The sequence below is a fragment of the Arthrobacter sp. AOP36-F1-5 genome (genome assembly GCF_058137995.1).
Genome location: NZ_CM176892.1, coordinates 745,564 through 763,761, shown reverse-complemented (window position 1 = coordinate 763,761; position 18,198 = coordinate 745,564). Strand labels below are relative to the sequence as shown.

Sequence of the window (18,198 nt, the reverse complement as noted above, 5' to 3'; positions counted from 1 at the left end):
CCCTTTCCAGAAAGCAGGAACCCATGGTCCAGGCCTCCGACTCCCCCATGCACGAATTCGTCCTGAGCCTCGATTGCGCCGAACGACCGGGCATCGTCCATGCGGTGTCAGGGTTCCTGCTCGACCATGGCGGGGACATCCATGAGTTGCGTCAATTCGACGACTTCCATGAGGGCAGGTTCTTCCTGCGGGTGCATTTCGTCAGCCGTCCGGGCCCGGATTCCCCGCGGGTCGCCTTGGATCCGGAGCTCGAACTCCAGCGCCTGCGTGGGGCCTTCTCCGAACTCGGCGCCACGTACGGGATGCAGTGGAGCCTACGCCCGCTGAACGAGAAGCGCCGGGTGCTGGTGATGGTCTCCAAATTCGGGCACTGCCTCAACGACCTGCTCTATCGTTCACGCATGGGCGAATTGCCGGTGGAGATCGTCGCCGTCGTCTCCAACCACCTCGACCACCAGTCGCTGGTTCAATGGCATGGCATCGACTACCACCACGTTCCGGTCACCGCCAACACCAAGCCGGCGGCCGAGGCCCGGCTGCTGGAACTGATGGAGGACTACGACGTCGAACTGGTGGTCCTGGCACGCTACATGCAGATCCTCTCCGATGAGCTCAGCCGCCAACTCACCGGGCGCACCATCAACATCCACCATTCCTTCCTACCCAGTTTCAAGGGGGCCAAGCCGTACCACCAGGCCCATGCCCGCGGGGTGAAGACGGTCGGGGCGACCGCCCATTACGTGAACAGCGAATTGGACGAGGGGCCGATCATCTCCCAACAGGTCCAGGACGTGGACCACACCTTCTCCCCCGCGGATCTGGTCGCGGCCGGACGAGATACCGAATGCCGGGCGCTATCCAACGCCGTGCGGTGGCATTGTGAGGGCCGGGTGTTCCTGCTGGAGAACAGGACCGTGGTCCTGCGCTAGCTGTACAGCAAGCCGTCGACGATAAGCTGGAAGGCCAGGAGCCTCCCCGCACGGGGAGGGATCGGAGGTTGTGATGGCAGAAGAACGCCAGGGATTGGTCATTGTCGGAGTCGATGGTTCCGCCTCATCGGTGGAGGCGCTGCGTCAGGCCCGGCATGTCGCCGTCGGGTTGAACGCACGGATCGAAGCGACCGCCTGCTGGGACTACCCGCCGATGCCCGAACGGTACGAAGTCATGGGCATCGAGGGGTTCTCCGAACGCGTCGAACACACGGTCGCGGCCGCCTTGAAGGAGGCCTACGGACCGCAGATCCCGGAGAACGTGAGCATCCGGTTGCGTCAGGGCAGTGCCCGGCCGACCCTGATCGAGGCCAGCAAGGAGGCCGATATGCTCATCGTCGGTCGTCGGGGCCGCGGAGGATTCGTCGGGCTGCTGATGGGCTCGGTCAGTTCGGCCTGCATCGCCCGGTCCTTCTGCCCGGTGCTGGTGGTGCGGGGTCCAGCACTGGCCGATACCGAGATCCCCGACTGATCCACGCCCCGTTCAGACGCCCAGCGCGTCGACGGCGCTGCCGATGAGCAGTACGAAGCCGGCGGCGACTGCCGCTGCCGGGGCGGCCACCACGGTGCTGGTCAGCCCCAGGGCCAGCCCGGCGATCCCCAGCGCCACCATGACCGAGCCGAGCCAGAGGAATATCGGGGCGGCGAAGGCCCGGGCATAGGGCAGGAAATGTGCGCCCACGGCCAGGGCGACCACCGCCGGTTCCAGGCCCTCGCGCCCTGCGGCTTCGAGCCAGCGGATCCCGATGAACATGATCGCGAACATGGCGATCAACCCGCCGAAATAGACGATCCCACCGGTCCGGTCCGGCCGGGGGTGGGGCGGAAGCGGCCGGGGCCGCAGCAGCACCGCCCAGACCCACAGTCCGAGGGCGGCCAGCCCGAGTAGCCGCAGGCCCAGGGCCCACGGCCCGTCCAGGGCCGGGGTATTGACGACGATGAAAGCGCAGCCGCCCACCGCGCCGACCACCGAACCCGATACCCGGGGATGTCCCATCCGCCGATATCCGGGAACCGGGGTCGTGCCGGTGGGCGGCGGCGCCGTGGCGGCGCCCTGGTCCGGGGTGCTCGTGCGTTCTTCCATGGCCTGCTTCCGTCGTGGGATCGGTTCACGACCCTACTACCGGGGGGCTTCGGGGCGGCAGTGACATCGGTCATTGCCGCCCCGGGACCTTCCCGGACGCTTAGTCCAGGTGGGTCGGGGCGAACATCTTCAGCAGGGTCTGGACCACGATGACGTTCGGGCCATCCGCCGCGAAGGATTCCTCCAGGGCCTGGGCGATGTCTTCGGGGGCCACGGCTCGCGCCGGGATACCGAAGGACTCCGCCAGGGCCACGAAGTCAGGCCGGGACAGCTCGGTGGCCGTGGCCTTGCCGAACGCCCCTTCCATGTATTCGCGCAGGATGCCGTAGCCCCCGTCGTCGACGATCAGCCAGGTCACCGCCGTGTGGTGCTGTTTGGCGGTGGCCAGCTCGGCGATCGAGTACATGGCCGAACCGTCGCCGGAGACGGCCAACACGCGCCCATCGATCCCGGTTTTCCCATCCACCGCAAGACCGACGGCACCACCGATGGCCGCGGGATACCCATATCCCAGGCCGCCGGCACCCTGCGCCGAATGGAACCCGCCCTCGCGGGCATCCCAGCAGCTCCACCCCCAATAGGCGGCGATCGTCATATCCCAGAAGGTCTGCATCGTAGCCGGGACGGCGGCCCGGATGTCCGCCATGAACTGCCGTTCCATGCCCAGATCCTGGGCGTCCAGGCGTGCTCTCACCAGGTCCAGGGTCTCGGCCACGACCTGCTCGGGGGTCTTTCCGTGCCAGTCGACGGATTCCGCGTCGCGTCCGGCTCCCGTGGTGCGCTGGACCTCCAGGGCGTCCGAGAGGAAGCGCAGGGCGGTTTTCGCGTCGGCACGGATGCCCAGTGCCGGGCTGTTGGATTCCAGCACCCGGGGTTCTGCGTCGATCTGGATCATGCGTCCGCGCGGGGCCAGGGTGAAGTAGTTGGAGGTGACTTCGCCCAGCGCCGAGCCGATGACGATCAGCACGTCGGCGTCCTCGAGGACCTCGGTGGTGTGACGGTCCTCGATCCACGACTGCAGGCTCAGCGGGTGTTCCCACGGGAAGGCACCGTTGCCCCCGGGTGAGGAGATCACCGGGGCGCGGAGCTGTTCGGCCACGCGCAGCAGCTCGGCCTGGGCCCCTGCCCGGCGGACACCGCCACCGGCCACGATCGCCGGACGGTGGGCCTGGCCGAGCCAGCGGACCGCTTCCTCGATCAGTTCCACCCGCGGGGGGTGCTCGTAGGCTTCGGCGAGCGCGTCGACCACCGGCGGGACGAAGACCTCGGAGAGCAGCACGTCCTGCGGGACCTCGACCCAGACCGGCCCCTGCGGCACGGTGATGGCGTCGGACCAGGCGTCCTGGATCGCCGAGGGGATCCCCGAGGCGTGGTGGACGGTGCGCTGGGATTTGGTGACGTTCGCGGCGGAGGCCTTCTGGTCGTCGAGCTGGTGGAGCATGCCCTTGCGTCGGGCCCCGAGGCCGTCCAACGGGATCTGGCTGGCGATGACGACCATCGGCACGCCCGTCGCATAGGCCTCCTGTAGACCGGCCAGCGAGGTCAGGGCCCCGGGGCCGGTGGACAGGAACAGGACGCCGACCTCACCGGTCGCGCGGGAGTAGCCGTCGGCGGCGAAGGCCGAGTTGTTCTCCACCCGGGAGGAGACGAAGTCCAGGTCCGACCGGGACAGGGCATCGAACAGGCCCAGGGCGTGTTGGCCCGGGATGCCGAAGACCGTGCGGGCCCCGAGTCCGCTCAGGGTCTCGATCGCCAGGTCGCCGCCGTTGCGCGGTGCGGTGTTCCCGGAGGTTTCCGGGGTGTTCTGCAGGGTGTCGGGCACTTAGGAATCCTTCTGCTCGGTGGTTCGCTTATCCGCCATCAGCGAGACGAGGTCGTAGGCGACGTGGGAGGCCGCGATGCCGGTCATCTCGGCATGGTCGTAGGCCGGGGACACCTCGACGAGGTCGGCTCCGACCAGGTTCATCCCGCGCATCCCGCGCAGGATCTCCAGCAGTTCGCGACTGGTGATGCCGCCGGCCTCGGGGGTGCCGGTGCCGGGGGCATGAGCCGGGTCGAGCACGTCGATGTCCACGGAGATGTACAGCGGCCGGTTGCCGATGCGGTCGCGCAGCTTATCGACGATTTCACGCACCCCCTGGTAGTAGACGTCCGAGGAGGTCACGATGCCGAAGCCGAAGCGCTTGTCATCCTCGAGGTCCTTCTTACCGTACAGCGGTCCACGGGTTCCCACATGGGAGATCGCCTCGGTATCCAGGATCCCTTCCTCGACGGCCCGGCGGAACGGGGTGCCGTGGGTGTATTCGGCCCCGAAGTAGGTGTCCCAGGTGTCTAGGTGGGCGTCGAAGTGGAGCATGGCCACCGGTTCCCCGGCCCGCTCGGAGGCGGCGCGCAGCAACGGCAGGGCAATGGTGTGGTCCCCGCCGATGGTCATCAGCGTCGAGCCGTCGGCGGTGAGGTCCAATGCGTTCTGCTGGATCGTTTCGATGGCGTCGTTGATGTTGAAGGGGTTCACGGCCATGTCCCCGGCATCGGCGACCTGGACCTCTTCGAACGGGGAGAGGTCCATGGCGGGGTTGTAGGGCCGCAGCAGGCGGGAGGACTCCCGGACATGGTTGGAACCGAACCGCGCCCCGGGCCGGTAGGAGACCCCGGCGTCGAAGGGGACCCCGACGACCTTGATGCCGGCCTCCGGGGCCTGGTCCAGTCGCGGCAGACGGGCGTAGGTCGCCGGTCCGGCAAAGCGCGGGATCTTCGATGAATCGATGGGGCCGATCTTTCCATTGGCCTCGACGCGGATCTCTTCCATGCTGCTCCTTCTCGACGGGCCCCCTGAACGATCCCGCCCATGGTTGCCTAATAAGATACTTTCGTTGCCTTCCATGCTATTTGTGGTGTGTGGCACAGTCAAGACGCCCGGCGAGGTTCCGCCCGAAAGGTCCAGACCGTGATGATCCCGGACCCCTCACAGGCCCCCGGCAGGCGTAGTGTTCGGGTTCATGAGCAGTGCAGCAGGCCCTCGACGCGCGGGCGGCCGCGCGGGCGCTTCGGCGCCCGGCGGGCGCCTCGGTGGCTGGCTCATGGATTCGGCGGTCGCCCACCCCGAGGCCCCCTGGCAGGACCGCCCCTCCCGGGTGGCCGGCCAGCCCTGGTGGAAGGTCATGTGCCTGTCGGGGCTCGACTACTTCTCCACGCTGGGTTACCAGCCGGCCATCGCCGTCCTGGCCGCCGGGGTGTTGGCTCCCCTGGCCACCGTGGTCCTCGTCGCGGTCACCCTCGGTGCCGCGCTGCCCATCTATCGCCGGGTCGCCTCCGAAAGCCCCCACGGCCAGGGCTCGATCGCCATGCTGGAACGACTGCTGCCGCATTGGAAGGGCAAGGTGCTGGTCCTGGTGCTGCTGGGGTTCGCCGCCACGGACTTCATGATCACCATGACGCTTTCCGCGGCCGATGCCACCGCCCACATCATCGAGAACCCCTTCGCCCCGGCATTTCTGGGCGGCCAGAACGTGGCCATCACCCTGGTGCTGCTGGCCCTGCTGACCCTGCTGTTCCTGCGCGGTTTCACCGAAGTCATCTCGTTGTCCGTCCTCCTGGTGGGCCTCTACCTGGCCTTGAGCGTCGTCGTCCTGGCCTCCAGCCTGGTCCGGGTCGCGGCCTCCCCCGGACCCGTCGGTGATTGGTGGACGACACTGAGCAGCAGCCATGCCAGTCCCTGGCTCATGATCGCCATGGCCCTGCTGGTCTTCCCCAAGCTGGCGTTGGGCCTCTCCGGCTTCGAGACCGGGGTCGCCGTCATGCCGCAGATCCGTGGCCGCGCCGACGACACCGAGGCGGCCCCCGAGGGGCGGATCGCCGGGGCGAAGAAACTATTGACGACCGCCGCGGTGACCATGAGCGTGCTGCTGGTCGTTTCCTGCGTGGTCACCACCTGGCTGGTCCCCGCCGACGCCCTGCAACCCGGCGGGGCCGCCAACGGCAGGGCCCTGGCCTATCTGGCCCATGAGCAGCTCGGTCAGGGCTTCGGCACCCTCTACGACCTGTCGACGATCCTCATCCTCTGGTTCGCCGGCGCCTCGGCATTGGCCGGCCTGCTCAACCTCATCCCCCGCTATCTACCCCGCTTCGGCATGGCCCCCGAATGGGCCCGGGCCAACCGCCCGCTGGTGCTGGTGCTGGCCTTGATCGCCGCCGCCGTCACCCTCGCCTTCGACGCCAGCGTCGACGCCCAGGGCGCCGCCTACGCCACGGGGGTCCTGGTGCTGATGACGTCCGCGGCGGTCGCCGTGGCGATCTCCGCCCACCGTCGGGGCCAACCCCTGCGCAGCGCCCTGTTCTCGCTCGTCGTCCTCGTGTTCACCTATACGACGGTCGCCAACGTCATCGAACGTCCCGACGGGCTGCGGATCGCGGCACTGTTCATCATCGCGATCCTCTTCGTCTCCTTCATTTCCCGCTTCCGCCGTTCCACGGAACTACGGGCCACGACCGTTTCCTTCGACGTCGCGGCCCACACGCTGTTGAGTGCCGCCGCCGAGGCCTCCTCGGTCAACCTGATCGCCCACGAGCCGGTCAGGTTCAGCGCCGAACGCTATCGCCATAAGCTCCAGCATGCCCGCACGGCCAGCCACCTGCCGGTCACGGCGAAGCCGGTGTTCATCGAAATCGGCATCGGTGATTATTCGGATTTCGCCCAGGACGTGCTGGTCCGCGGCACGCTGCGGCACGGGTATGCGGTCCTGGAGGCCACCGCCCCCTCGGTCCGCACGGCACTGGCGGCGATCTGCCTGGGCATCCGCGACGAATACGGCATCATGCCGCATCTGTACTTCCGCTGGACCGAGGGCTCACCGGTGCGCAACCTGCTGGGTTTCCTGCTGTTGGGGCAAGGGGAGATCGCCCCGTTGACCCGTGAGGTGCTCCGTGAGGCCGAACCGGATCTGCAGCGACGCCCGTGGGTCCATGTCGGCTGAACCCGGCTACCTCGACGCGGCAGGGACCAGCGTCCAGAGGACCACCGCTTCCTCCTCCGTGGGGTTGATCCACGAATGCGGTTCGCGGCCCGGGAAGGTGACCGAATCGCCGCCCTCGAGCTCGAAGCGTTCATTGGCGAAGATGATGATGAAGCGCCCGGAGACCACATGCAGGACCTCGACCTCGCAATCCACCGAATACAGTTCGTCCTCGCCCTGCCCATGGGGTTCGATGACGGCGCGGATGACCTGCAGCCGCTTCTCCGACCGACTGGTCACCAGGCGTTCGATGATGCCGTGCCCGCCCAACGAGATCCGCGGGGCATCATCGAAACGGACCACATGGGTCTCGGGCTGGGCAAACAGCTCCCCCACCGACACCGAGAGGACCTGGCACAACGTGACCAGCGAGGCCACCGAGGGCGAGGTCAGGTCGCGTTCGACCCGGGAGAGGAAGCCCTTGGTCAGCCCGGTCGATTCAGCCACCTGTTCAATCGTCATACGCTGGGCATGACGCGCCGCCCGGATCTTCGAACCGATGGCAATCGGGGCGTTGCTGGGCTCGACGGGCAAGGCCTTCATGGGCGGTGTACTCCGGGTCTTCACAATGGATGTAGGTGCTGCATTACGTCACACAGCATAGGCCAATTGACCTGTTAGCCAGATCACTTTAGCTTAGTAGGCAACAGATGTTTACCTGTAAACATCATTTTTTGATCATCCTCCCTTTTCCGACCAGAGGTTCCCCATGGACATCATCAATATCGCGATCGTCATCGCGTACCTGATCGCGATGCTCGCGTTCGGCTGGTGGGGCAAGTCCCGCACCAAGAACAGCAGCGACTACCTGGTCGCGGGGCGCCGACTCGGCCCCTTCTTCTACACCGGAACCATGGCCGCCGTCGTACTCGGGGGCGCCTCCACCGTCGGCGGCGTCGGCCTGGGCTACGAATTCGGCCTCTCCGGCGCCTGGCTGGTCATCGCCATCGGCATCGGGGTGCTGCTGCTGAGCATGTTCTTCGCCCCGCGGCTGCAACGACTGAAGATCTTCACCGTCTCCCAGATGCTCACCCTGCGCTACGGCTCCAAACACGCCACCAACGCCTCGGCGGTGGTCATGCTGGCCTACACGCTGATGCTCTGTGCCACCTCCACCGGGGCCTACGCCACGATCTTCGTCGTGCTCTTCGACTGGGACCGCTGGCTCGCCATCGCCGTCGGCGGGGCGATCGTGCTCGTGTACTCCACCATCGGCGGCATGTGGTCCATCACCCTGGCCGACCAGGTCCAGTTCGTCATCAAGACCGTCGGTGTCTTCGCCCTGATGCTGCCCTTCGCCCTCTCGGCGGCCGGCGGCTTCGAGGGAATCTCCGCCGGCATCCCCGAACGGGCCCGCGATGAATTCTTCAGTTGGGGCGGCCTGGGCGCCGAGACGATCATCACCTACTTCGTGGTCTACACCCTGGGCCTGTTGATCGGCCAGGACATCTGGCAGCGGGTGTTCACCGCCCGCACCCCCAAGGTGGCCCGCTGGGGCGGAGCCACCGCCGGCATCTACTGCGTGATCTACGGCATCGCCGGGGCGATCATCGGCATGTCCGCCCGGGTCGCCCTGCCCGGCATCGACATCGAGGCCCTGGGCAAGGACGTCGTCTACGCGGAGGTCGCCATGACCCTGCTTCCGGTGGCCGTCGGCGGGATCGTCCTGGCCGCCGCCGTGGCGGCCATGATGTCCACCGCCTCCGGCGCACTCATCGCCGCGGCCACCGTGGCCCGCAACGACGTCACCCCCTTCGTCGCCAGCTGGTTCGGCAAGGAGATCGAGGTCAACACCGGGCGCAACCCCGAGCACGACGTCGCCGCCAACCGGTACTGGGTCCTGGGCCTCGGGGCCGTGGCGATCATCCTGGCGATCCTCGTCAACGACGTCGTCGCCGCCCTGACCATCGCCTACGACATCCTGGTCGGCGGGCTGCTGGTCGCGATCCTGGGCGGGCTGCTCTGGAAGCGCGGGAACGGCATCGGCGCCGCCCTGTCCATGGCGGCAGGGACCCTGGTCACCCTGACGACCATGATCACCCTGGAGGCACTGTCCACCGAGAAGTTCTCCGGGGTCTACGCCAATGAGCCCATCTACTACGGTCTGGGCGCCTCGTTGGTGGTCTATGTCCTGTTCAGCCTGCTCTCCCCGCCGACCCGCCCGGAAGTGGCCCGGCACTGGTCGGATCGGGTCGCCGGACGGGTCGACATGGAGGGCGTTTCCGCCGATCAGCAAGCCTGAACCCGCCCCGGCGTCGTCCTCGTTCCCCCCGGGTGACAGTGCTCCCGGGGGAGCAGATGTCGAACACGAATCTAGCCGCACCAACGCTGGGATGCAGCGGGAATGACGTGGAACACAGCTTGGGTTGCCCCGGCAATCACGTTAGGCTGGCAAAAAGCTTCATGAGACGCGGGCAACAGCTCCGACTACCCGCGCACCAACCCCAGGTTCGTGGGTGGTTCGGATGAAGAAGCGGCCCGCACGACAACGTGTTGGGTAAGAACGCACGAGAGGAAATCCGTGGCGCAAAGCGTCTCCGTCCTTCCAATTTTCGATTCGATGCTAGGCACCGTCTGCCTCAACGTGGACGGTCACTGGGAGCGCTTCATCGCGCCCCACCCCAAGGATCTCGACCATGCGCTGGCCAACACGGCCGGCCGACCGGTCTGGGAATCCGACTCCTGCGCACTGACCGTGCGTATTCCCCGGGCACACCGCCCCGACGGGGAAGCACAGGTGTTCTTCCTTGAACGCCTGCCCGTCCGCGACCGCGCCGAGGCTCCCTCGGGTATGCTGGTCGGCTGAAGGGGAGTAGTTCCACACCCCACCCGCGCTGGATCGTTGATCCGGCACGGGTGGACGAGGACCTGTCGACATACCGACCGCCCTCCCGGCGGTCCGGCATTCCACCCGGCACCACGCCGGGCGAACGAGACCTTCGGCCCGCCACTGGCGGTCCGAGGCTCGTGGCCACCCACCGACCTTTGACCGGCAGTCCCGCACCACCGCGGGGACATACGAACCGATTGAAGGACGCCCAATGACACCGGATGCCCCCTCCCCCGACGCCGATCCGCCAGCCGCGGAGGCCTCGCGTAGGGAGCCCACGCCCGCCGAGATCCGGCGCTGGCGCAAATACCTGGCCGACGAACGCGTCGAAGGTTCCATCTACCTCACCCTGGCCAAACGCCGTGAGGGCGAGGAACGCCAGATCCTGTTGGGTCTGGCCCGGGCGGAAGCCCGCCACCAGGAGCATTGGTCCAATCTTCTGGGCGAGCATGCCCGGAAGACCGCACGCCCCTCGCTCAGCCGCGTCATGCTGCGGTTCATGGCCCGCAACTTCGGCTCGGTCTTCGTCCTGGCCTTGGCCCAACGGGCCGAGGGCGCCTCCCCCTACGACAGCGACGCCGACGCCACCGCTCAGATGGCCGCCGATGAGCTGGTGCATGAGGAAGTCGTACGCGGGCTGGCGATCCGCGGCCGCAACCGGCTCTCCGGCAACTTCCGGGCCGCCGTCTTCGGGGCCAACGACGGGCTGGTCTCCAACCTGGCCCTAGTGATGGGCATCGGCGCCGCCGGGGTGTCCAGCGCGCTGGTCCTCTTTGCCGGGGTCGCCGGCCTGCTCGCCGGCGCCCTGTCCATGGCCGCCGGGGAATACGTCTCCGTCCGCTCGCAGCGCGAACTGCTCACCGCCTCCCAACCGACCCAGATCACGCTCATCGCCGCCCCGGACCTGGACCTGCAGGCCAACGAACTGGTCCTGGTCTACCGGGCCCGCGGCATGAGCCGGGAGGCCGCCGAGCACCGGGCCGCCGAACGGCTGGGGACCTTCAGCTGCGACTGCGACCCCTCATTGTCCCTGCAACCCGAGGTGCCCGAAACCGAAACCGGCGGCGACGAACACGAGGCCCTGGGCTCCGCCTTCGGCGCCGCCGCCTCCAGCTTCTGCTTCTTCTCCTCGGGGGCCTTGGTCCCGATCCTGCCCTACCTCTTCGGTATGGGCGGGCTGCCAGCCCTGCTGGTGGCCCTGCTCCTGGTCGGGGTCGCGTTGATGCTGACCGGGGGCATCGTCGGACTGCTCTCCGGCGCCTCCCCGGCCAAACGCGGGTTCCGGCAGCTGGCCATCGGCCTCGGTGCCGCCGGGGTCACCTACGTTCTCGGCCTGCTCTTCGGCGGGAACATCGGCTAGGACCCGCAGAACCCGGCCCCTTCCGTTCAGCTGGCGCGGCGCATCCGGCGGGCTGCGGCCACGGGGCGGCGGTCCCCCGCCGGGGGCGGGGTCGGCTCCTGCGTGTCCGGCTCGCCGGCCGGTTCGGTGCCCTGCCCGGGGGCCGGAGCATCCCGCCGTCCGGCCTTGGCTGCGGCGATCATCTCGCGTGCGGGCCGGCGTGGGGTCGTCGTCAACGGCCGGGGGGTCGCCCCGATCGGCGGCAACGGCTCCACGGGCACCTGCGGGGCGTTCTTCCGGGTCTTCGCCGCCTCGGCCTCCTCGGCCCGCGCGGCCTTCGTCCGGCGTTCGTGTTCCTGCCGGGCCGCCCTCTCCTCCTTGACCCGTTCGGCGGCGGCGGTCCGTTCCGCCTGGGCCCGCTCGAGCTCCGCCGCCTTCTGCGCCTTGGCCTGCTCCTCGCGGGCGGCCTCTGCCGCCTTCTCGGCCTCGACCCGCTCCTGTTCCGCGACCTTCTCGGCCTGGGCGCGTTCGGCCAGGGCGGCCTGCTCGGTCTTTTCCGTTTCCTTCAGTTCACGGGCGCGGCGGGCCTCGGCGGTGCGTTCGTTCCGGGCCGCCCGACGGGCGGTCTCGGCTTCCTCCGCCAGCACCAACCGTTCGGCCTTGGCCGCCTGGGCCGCAACGCCTTCCTCATCCTGCTGCGCCGCCTTCTGGGCGCGGGCCTGCTTCCGGGCGGCCTCCTTCGCCTCCTGGGCGGGGGTCAATGACTTGGCGCGGGGCTTCCGCGGGGAGGGACGCGGTGGTTCCGGCTCCGGGGGGCGCGGCGTATTGGGGTCGAAATAGTCGGCCAACCGATCCAGCGTGCGTTCGATGTTCACCGGGGTGCTGCGAGTGAACCCCATGACCTTCAGCGGCCATTGACGTTTCAGCCGCGAGGCATCCCAGGTCTCACGCACCAGCGTGCCCCGCGGGGCGGGGATCAATTCGTAGCGCCAGCGGTGGCCGTTGAAATGCCGCCAGGCGATCAGCCGGTTCTCCTCGAACTCCACCACCGTGTTCTGGATCCGATATCCCACGCCCAGGCGCATGTCCATCCCGAATTCGGAGCCCAGTGCCAGCCGCTGGGGTTCGTCCTGCCGGGCGCTCTTCACCGTGCCGGAGCCGTCGATGAGCGGATGCTTCGACGGGTCGACGAGTAGTTCGAAAATGGCCCCGGGAGGCGCCTGGACCAGGCGCTGCCGGGTCACGAGATAGGGATTCGAGTCCATAGCGCCAGCCTACCCAGCGCAGCTGCCGATCCTCTGGATCTCACCGGGCGCTGCGCCGACGGGTTCCGGGGCTCCTGCCCCGGGCCCGGGCCCCCCGGCGGGCCGGTCACCCGCCGGCGAGGATGTCCACGGCCGCCTCGGGGGTCTCCACCAGATGGATGGCCGCTGCCATGTCCCGGCCTTCGGCCAAGGATTCCAAGAGCGGCCAGGCCGGCAGTTCACGGGTCCAATGCCGCCGGCCCACCAGGATCATCGGGGTCTGGGTCCTGGCGGTTCCGTAATAGTTCTCGCAGGCATCCTGGAAGATCTCCTGCACGGTTCCGGCGGCCCCGGGCAGCACCACCAGCCCTCCGGTGCAGGCCTTGAGCAGCACGTCTTCACGGATCGAGTTGGCGAAGAACTTGGCGATATGGGTCGCAAACAGATTCGGCGGCTCATGCCCGTAGAACCAGGTGGGGATCCCCACCGTGGGTGTTCCCCGGGGATGGTCTTCCTGCACGGCGAGCGCGGCGCGCGCCCACTGCGAGATCGAGGGACGGAACGACGGGGCGGCGGCCAGCCGCGTGATGGCCGCCTCCAGGACCTCGTCCTCCTCCGCCGCGAGGTAGGCCCCGAGATTGGCGGCCTCCATGGCCCCGGGGCCGCCCCCGGTGGCGACCGTGAACCCGGCGCGGGCCAGGCTGCGTCCCAGATAGGCGGCGTCACGAAACCCTGCGGTGCCGCGTTCGGCCGCGTGTCCACCCATCACCCCGACCACCCCGCGGCCGGGGATCCGCCCCGGGGCATCGCCGTCGTGCGCACCGGCCAGCAGCTGCTCCAGGGCCACGCCGACCGCATGGTCGTGCAAGGTGGTGGCCAGGGCCATGTTCAGTCCGCCCCGACCGGCACCCCGGTGGCGGCTCCAGGCATAGATGCGCGCATCGGGGGTGTCCTCGTAGGCGTGGTCCTCCAGTCCCGCATAGAGGTCCTGTGCCGTGTAGAGCCCGCCGCGGTACGGATCGAACGGCAGCCCGGGCAGATCGGGGAAGACCAGGGCCCCGCGGCGACGTAGACCGGGGATGGAACCCGGCGGCAGATCACAGCCGAGGAAGACGGCACCGGAGACGTCGGACCGCTCCAACGCCCGTCCACGATCACGCAGATCCAATGATTGGCAATGCCAACCGGCCATCGGGACACCGCTGGTCTTCGTGCGGGAATCGAACTGGTCGACCGTGTCGATGTCCAGCTCACGGGGCGGTGTCTGCATCGCCGGCGAGGAGTTCATGAGCACACCCTACGGCGACAGCGGGCGGCCCGGCATCCTGGTTCGTCGGCAGGGGCCGGGACGTGAAACGATAGGAGGATGGCAGAATCCGATTTTCCCCTCGTTGACGCCCGCGAAATCCTCCGTGTGGTCGGTGGTGCGGCGTTCACCCGTGGGAAGGGCTATGCCAATGCGGAGCACGTCCTGGACCTGGAATTCAGCGCCGGGGACCCCCGGCTGACCGCCCGGGTCATCGGCACCGAGGAGGAGCCCTACAGCACCTCGGTGGCCCTCGTGGACCGCAAGGGGGAGTGGACGGTCGGCGAAACCTGGTGCAGTTGCCCGGTCGGCACCCATTGCAAGCACGCGGCCGCGCTGCTGATCTATTCGAACACCCTGCACCTGCGTGCCCAACGGGTCTTCTTCGAGAACACCGCTGCCCCGGTGAAGGTCCCCGCCTGGCAGGACACACTGAATTCGCTGATCAGCGCCGGCGGCCGCAGCGGATCACCGCAGCCCCGGGCAGGGGCCCGGTCCCGGGGCGGCTCGGACCGCCACCAGCTCCAGCCCCTGGCCTTGCAGTTCGAACTCCAGGACACCACCCAGGTCGCCCACCGGCAGTGGGCTCCCGGTTCCGGGGTCGGACACCAGAACAATTCCGGACACCGTTGGCGCCTGGGCGTGCGCCCCATGGTCCGGTCCGGCAACGGACGCTGGGTCCGGGGCAACCTGCGCTGGAACACCATCAGCTTCAAGACCTACGGACTGAACCTGGATGAGGAACAGCATCGCTGGTTCTGCCAGTTCGTCCCGCTCTACCGCGCCAACGGGCAGCTCTACTTCGGTGAGGACAACGACTGGCTCTACCTGGACGAATTCTCCTCCCCGCTGCTCTGGTCGTTGCTGGATGAAACCGAATCCCTGGGCATCCGGCTCATCGGCCCCCGGTCCGCCACCACCATCCGGCTGGCCGACACCGCCTCCGTCTCCCTCACGGCCGGGCATCCGGAGGATGACGACGGGGCCCTGGGGCTGACTCCCCTGCTCAGTCTCGACGGGCAGGAACTCGAGCTGTCCCCCGAGACCCCCGTGGGGGCCATCGGCAACCACGGCGTCTACGCGGCCCGGGAGGATGCCGAGCTGATCGTCTTGGCGCCCACCGCACGGAAGCTCGATGCCGCCGAGGTGGCCCTGCTGCACCAGCCCGAAACCGTCGTCGTTCCCGCCCAGGAAGTCGGTGACTTCATGTCCTCCGTCTACCCGCGGTTGGGACGCCGGCTGGCCATCAATGCCGCCGACGATTCGGTCGAGCTGCCGGGGATCCTGCCGCCCAAACTCATCCTCGAGGTCACCTACCCCGGCGGGGACACCGCCGAGCTGGCCTGGGACTTCGATTACGGGCATGGCCCCGTGGATGCGGACCTGCGCGATGTCGAGGCCGAATCGGCCCTCGAGGACGCCGCCCTGCACGCCGTCGAGGACTCCCCCACCTTGGCCGGTCGCGCCCTGGTCCCGCGCACCCTGCGCGGGCTGGACACCGTGGACTTCATCCGCCGGTCGCTGCCGCTGCTGGAACAGGTCGAAGGCCTCGAGGTCCGGGTCACCGGTCAGCCCCCGGCCTACCGTGAGCTGACCGAGTCCCCCGAGCTGACGGTCACCACCGTTGAATCGGATAAACGCGACTGGTTCGACCTCGGCCTGGTCGTCGCCGTCGGGGAGCACCGCATCCCCTTCGCCGACGTCCTGCGGGCCCTCTCCCGCGGGCAGAGCCGCATGCTCATGCCCGATAAGACCTACTTCTCCCTCGAGCACCAGCTCTTCGACAGGCTGCGTGACCTCGTGGCCGAGGCCGGGACCCTGAACGACAAGAACTCCGACCTGCAGATCACCCGCTACCAGGCCTCCCTCTGGGAAGAGCTCGAGGAGCTCGCCACCGTCACCGAGGGCCCCGATTCCTGGTACGCCGGAGTGAATTCGCTGTTGGATGTCGCCGAGGCCGATCCGCCGGCATTGCCCGCCGGGCTGAAGGCAACGTTCCGTCCGTACCAGCGTCAGGGCTTCGAATGGCTGGCCATGCTGTGGCGCAACAACCTCGGCGGCGTCCTGGCCGATGACATGGGCCTGGGAAAGACCGTGCAGGCCCTCGCCTTGATCCTCCATGCCAAGGACCAGTGGGATTCCGCCCCCGATGCCACCGGCGGATCCGACGCTGCCACCGGGACCCCGGCCTCGTCCTCCACCTCCGTGCCCGGACCGTTTCTGGTGGTTGCCCCGACCTCGGTGGTGGCCAACTGGTCGGATGAGGCGGCGCGCTTCGCCCCCGACCTGCGGGTGGCCGCCATCGCCGACACCCAGGGCCGGGCCGCCCGTCCGCTGGCAGCCATCGCTGCGGAGAACGACGTCGTGGTCACCTCCTATACGCTCTTCCGGCTCGACTCCGAGGCCTACCAGTCACAGAGGTGGTCCGGTCTGATCCTGGATGAGGCCCAGTTCGTGAAGAACAAGGCCACCAAGGCCCACCACGCGGCCCGCGATCTCGACGCCGCCTTCAAACTGGCCATCACCGGTACCCCGATGGAAAACAACCTGATGGAACTGTGGTCGATCTTCGCGATCGTCTCCCCCGGCCTCTTCCCTTCGGCACTGCGCTTCGCGGAGAACTACCAGCGCCCCATCGAGAAGCAGGGGCTGGATGAGCCGTTGGCCAGATTGCGCCGACGCATCCGCCCGTTCATGCTCCGGCGGACCAAGGACGCCGTGGCCACCGATCTGCCGCCCAAGCAGGAGCAGGTCCTCAATGTCGAGTTGGCACCGAAGCACCGGAAGATCTACGACACCCACCTGCAGCGCGAACGACAGAAGATCCTGCGCCTGGTCGAGGACATGGACAAGAACCGGTTCACCATCTTCCAGTCCCTGACGTTGTTGCGCATGCTCTCGCTCGATGCCTCGTTGGTTGATCCCGAATACGAAGGCGTTCCCTCGGCCAAACTCGATGTGCTCTTCGAGCAGCTGGCCGACGTGCTCGCCGAGGGCCACCGTGCCCTGGTGTTCAGCCAGTTCACGTCGTTCCTGAAGAAGACCGCCTCCCGGCTCGACGACGAAGGCGTCGACTACGCCTATCTCGACGGGTCCACCCGACGGCGTTCCGAGGTCATCGAAGAATTCAAATCCGGCCGGGCCCCGGTGTTCTTGATCTCGCTGAAGGCCGGTGGCTTCGGGCTGAACCTCACCGAGGCCGACTACTGCTTCCTGCTGGATCCCTGGTGGAACCCCGCCGCCGAATCCCAGGCCGTCGACCGGGTGCACCGCATCGGGCAGACCCGCAACGTCATGGTCTACCGGATGGTCGCCAAGGACACGATCGAAGAGAAGGTCGTGGCTTTGCAGGATGCCAAACGGCAGCTGATCTCCTCGGTCATGGATGCCGGCGAGGGCTTCGGCTCGGCCATGACCGCCCAGGACATCAGGGACCTGCTGGTCGAGTAGTCCCCACCCCGCGCATGGGTAGTTCTCCCCATCGCCCCATAACGCGCTTTCTTCTAGCCTGAATCCGGAAGAAGGAGCATTCGGGCGGTGGAGGGGGGCAACATGACGTGGAAAATCGATGTTCCCGCCGTGCGCACGGTCCTCGAGTTCAATTTTGGAGTCGATAGCATCCAGAGCACTGGGAAAACGGTGAGTGATGATTTCGGCAATTGGCAAAACTACTTCATCGATGGGATTCAGGAAGCGGGAAACAGCGCCGTGGACGGAACCCAGGAGTCAGCTGGCCGGGTAGGGGAACACCTCCAGCAGACGGCAGAGGGCCTGATGCGGGAACGCTCTGAAACACACCGCGATCAACCCACCCGTTAGAAAGGCATCGGATGACCCTCCGCAGCACCACCGGCGGCATCTTGGCTCTCGGACTTGTCGGCGCCTTGGCCATGACCGCCTGCACCCCCAACCTAGGAGAACCCATGGATGCAACTACGGCAGCTTCCTCCCCCTCCGGCCAGCGCGACGCCTTATCGATCCGCGAGGACTTCTATGTCGAGATTGCCCAGTTTACCGAAGAAGCCGGTGGAAAGTGGACGTATCTCGACGGCGATTCCTTCTCCCCCGAGGACCGTGCCTCATTCTCTCCGAAGGCCTGCGCCGGTGCCGACGACGACGGACCACGGCAATTATTGTTGCTCCTGCTCTCCGGGCCCAGCAAGGAAGGCCCGGCCGAGATCAAGCGCATCAAGTCGGTGCTCGAAGACCGGGGTCTGAAGGTCACCGGATATATCCCCGGCACGACCGATGGTGAGACGTCCTCCGTCGACGCGGAAAGCACCACGGGGCAATACGTTTCCTATGGCACCAATGCTCAGCGCACGACCGTCAGGTTCGGCAGCGAATGCTCCTCTGATCCAACGATGCTCCAAGACCTCAACTGATCAGCACCC

15 protein-coding genes and 1 riboswitch are annotated in these 18,198 nt (G+C 67.7%); of the genes, 9 read left to right on the top strand and 6 right to left on the bottom strand.

The annotated features are described in order from the left end of the window. Positions 1 to 23: 23 nt before the first annotated feature. Together purU and AC3ZI9_RS03460 are read left to right on the top strand one after the other, a co-directional pair. The gene (purU, locus tag AC3ZI9_RS03465) at positions 24 to 929 is read left to right on the top strand and encodes a formyltetrahydrofolate deformylase (protein WP_444566272.1); all 906 of its coding nucleotides are present in this window, start codon (positions 24 to 26) and stop codon (positions 927 to 929) included. A 73-nt stretch (positions 930 to 1,002) separates the two neighbouring features. Further along, on the top strand, positions 1,003 to 1,461 hold the full coding sequence (locus AC3ZI9_RS03460; RefSeq protein WP_444555540.1) for a universal stress protein: 459 nt from the start codon (positions 1,003 to 1,005) through the stop codon (positions 1,459 to 1,461). 12 nt (positions 1,462 to 1,473) lie between these two features. Here the strand turns inward: AC3ZI9_RS03460 and AC3ZI9_RS03455 are convergent, their stop codons facing one another. From AC3ZI9_RS03455 to speB, 3 genes are all read right to left on the bottom strand, one after another. Beyond that, the gene (locus tag AC3ZI9_RS03455; protein WP_444555541.1) at positions 1,474 to 2,073 is read right to left on the bottom strand and encodes a hypothetical protein; all 600 of its coding nucleotides are present in this window, start codon (positions 2,071 to 2,073) and stop codon (positions 1,474 to 1,476) included. 100 nt (positions 2,074 to 2,173) lie between these two features. Next, a complete protein-coding gene (locus AC3ZI9_RS03450) occupies positions 2,174 to 3,895 on the bottom strand; it encodes a thiamine pyrophosphate-binding protein (RefSeq protein ID WP_444555542.1) in 1,722 nt (573 codons plus the stop codon). Continuing rightward, the gene (gene speB / locus AC3ZI9_RS03445; protein ID WP_444555543.1) at positions 3,896 to 4,882 is read right to left on the bottom strand and encodes an agmatinase; all 987 of its coding nucleotides are present in this window, start codon (positions 4,880 to 4,882) and stop codon (positions 3,896 to 3,898) included. A 352-nt stretch (positions 4,883 to 5,234) separates the two neighbouring features. Here speB and AC3ZI9_RS03440 point away from each other — a divergent pair, with 352 nt between their 5' ends. Further along, positions 5,235 to 7,046: an amino acid transporter gene (locus tag AC3ZI9_RS03440; protein WP_489924019.1), complete on the top strand. Its 1,812-nt coding sequence runs from the start codon at positions 5,235 to 5,237 to the stop codon at positions 7,044 to 7,046. A 6-nt stretch (positions 7,047 to 7,052) separates the two neighbouring features. Here the strand turns inward: AC3ZI9_RS03440 and AC3ZI9_RS03435 are convergent, their stop codons facing one another. Then, on the bottom strand, positions 7,053 to 7,628 hold the full coding sequence (locus AC3ZI9_RS03435; RefSeq protein WP_444555545.1) for a helix-turn-helix domain-containing protein: 576 nt from the start codon (positions 7,626 to 7,628) through the stop codon (positions 7,053 to 7,055). 166 nt (positions 7,629 to 7,794) lie between these two features. On the opposite strand from AC3ZI9_RS03435, the gene AC3ZI9_RS03430 reads away from it, so the two are divergent. From AC3ZI9_RS03430 to AC3ZI9_RS03420, 3 genes are all read left to right on the top strand, one after another. Further along, positions 7,795 to 9,327 (top strand): sodium:solute symporter family protein, encoded by a 1,533-nt coding sequence (locus tag AC3ZI9_RS03430; RefSeq protein WP_444555546.1) that lies wholly within the window; start codon positions 7,795 to 7,797, stop codon positions 9,325 to 9,327. A gap of 157 nt (positions 9,328 to 9,484) precedes the next feature. After that, positions 9,485 to 9,595, top strand: a riboswitch (SAM riboswitch). Between the two features lie 50 nt (positions 9,596 to 9,645). Next, positions 9,646 to 9,891: a hypothetical protein gene (locus AC3ZI9_RS03425; RefSeq protein ID WP_444555547.1), complete on the top strand. Its 246-nt coding sequence runs from the start codon at positions 9,646 to 9,648 to the stop codon at positions 9,889 to 9,891. Positions 9,892 to 10,126: 235 nt separating this feature from the next. Then, on the top strand, positions 10,127 to 11,275 hold the full coding sequence (locus AC3ZI9_RS03420) for a VIT1/CCC1 transporter family protein (RefSeq protein WP_444555548.1): 1,149 nt from the start codon (positions 10,127 to 10,129) through the stop codon (positions 11,273 to 11,275). A 26-nt stretch (positions 11,276 to 11,301) separates the two neighbouring features. Here AC3ZI9_RS03420 and AC3ZI9_RS03415 read toward each other — a convergent pair whose 3' ends face one another. After that, positions 11,302 to 12,519 (bottom strand): SRPBCC family protein, encoded by a 1,218-nt coding sequence (locus AC3ZI9_RS03415; protein ID WP_444555549.1) that lies wholly within the window; start codon positions 12,517 to 12,519, stop codon positions 11,302 to 11,304. Between the two features lie 106 nt (positions 12,520 to 12,625). After that, positions 12,626 to 13,786 carry an LOG family protein gene (locus AC3ZI9_RS03410; RefSeq protein ID WP_444555550.1) on the bottom strand — a complete coding sequence of 387 codons (1,161 nt, stop codon included), beginning with the start codon at positions 13,784 to 13,786 and terminating at the stop codon, positions 12,626 to 12,628. A gap of 78 nt (positions 13,787 to 13,864) precedes the next feature. Here AC3ZI9_RS03410 and AC3ZI9_RS03405 point away from each other — a divergent pair, with 78 nt between their 5' ends. The 3 genes from AC3ZI9_RS03405 (at position 13,865) to AC3ZI9_RS03395 (ending at position 18,189) form a co-directional block, all read left to right on the top strand. Next, complete coding sequence (locus AC3ZI9_RS03405; RefSeq protein WP_444555551.1) at positions 13,865 to 17,254, top strand: DEAD/DEAH box helicase; 3,390 nt, start codon at positions 13,865 to 13,867, stop codon at positions 17,252 to 17,254. 102 nt (positions 17,255 to 17,356) lie between these two features. Then, complete coding sequence (locus AC3ZI9_RS03400; protein WP_444555552.1) at positions 17,357 to 17,623, top strand: hypothetical protein; 267 nt, start codon at positions 17,357 to 17,359, stop codon at positions 17,621 to 17,623. Positions 17,624 to 17,727: 104 nt separating this feature from the next. Further along, on the top strand, positions 17,728 to 18,189 hold the full coding sequence (locus AC3ZI9_RS03395) for a hypothetical protein (protein WP_444561764.1): 462 nt from the start codon (positions 17,728 to 17,730) through the stop codon (positions 18,187 to 18,189). Positions 18,190 to 18,198: the final 9 nt, after the last annotated feature.

What these genes read in the sequence shown, in the direction of transcription:
- purU (WP_444566272.1), top strand. Translation starts at nt 24, where the DNA reads ATGGTCCAGGCCTCCGACTCCCCCATGCACGAATTCGTCCTGAGCCTC.
- AC3ZI9_RS03460 (WP_444555540.1), top strand. Translation starts at nt 1,003, where the DNA reads ATGGCAGAAGAACGCCAGGGATTGGTCATTGTCGGAGTCGATGGTTCC.
- AC3ZI9_RS03455 (WP_444555541.1), bottom strand. Translation starts at nt 2,073, where the DNA reads ATGGAAGAACGCACGAGCACCCCGGACCAGGGCGCCGCCACGGCGCCG.
- speB (WP_444555543.1), bottom strand. Translation starts at nt 4,882, where the DNA reads ATGGAAGAGATCCGCGTCGAGGCCAATGGAAAGATCGGCCCCATCGAT.
- AC3ZI9_RS03440 (WP_489924019.1), top strand. Translation starts at nt 5,235, where the DNA reads ATGTGCCTGTCGGGGCTCGACTACTTCTCCACGCTGGGTTACCAGCCG.
- AC3ZI9_RS03435 (WP_444555545.1), bottom strand. Translation starts at nt 7,628, where the DNA reads ATGAAGGCCTTGCCCGTCGAGCCCAGCAACGCCCCGATTGCCATCGGT.
- AC3ZI9_RS03430 (WP_444555546.1), top strand. Translation starts at nt 7,795, where the DNA reads ATGGACATCATCAATATCGCGATCGTCATCGCGTACCTGATCGCGATG.
- AC3ZI9_RS03425 (WP_444555547.1), top strand. Translation starts at nt 9,646, where the DNA reads ATGCTAGGCACCGTCTGCCTCAACGTGGACGGTCACTGGGAGCGCTTC.
- AC3ZI9_RS03420 (WP_444555548.1), top strand. Translation starts at nt 10,127, where the DNA reads ATGACACCGGATGCCCCCTCCCCCGACGCCGATCCGCCAGCCGCGGAG.
- AC3ZI9_RS03415 (WP_444555549.1), bottom strand. Translation starts at nt 12,519, where the DNA reads ATGGACTCGAATCCCTATCTCGTGACCCGGCAGCGCCTGGTCCAGGCG.
- AC3ZI9_RS03410 (WP_444555550.1), bottom strand. Translation starts at nt 13,786, where the DNA reads ATGAACTCCTCGCCGGCGATGCAGACACCGCCCCGTGAGCTGGACATC.
- AC3ZI9_RS03405 (WP_444555551.1), top strand. Translation starts at nt 13,865, where the DNA reads ATGGCAGAATCCGATTTTCCCCTCGTTGACGCCCGCGAAATCCTCCGT.
- AC3ZI9_RS03400 (WP_444555552.1), top strand. Translation starts at nt 17,357, where the DNA reads ATGACGTGGAAAATCGATGTTCCCGCCGTGCGCACGGTCCTCGAGTTC.
- AC3ZI9_RS03395 (WP_444561764.1), top strand. Translation starts at nt 17,728, where the DNA reads ATGGATGCAACTACGGCAGCTTCCTCCCCCTCCGGCCAGCGCGACGCC.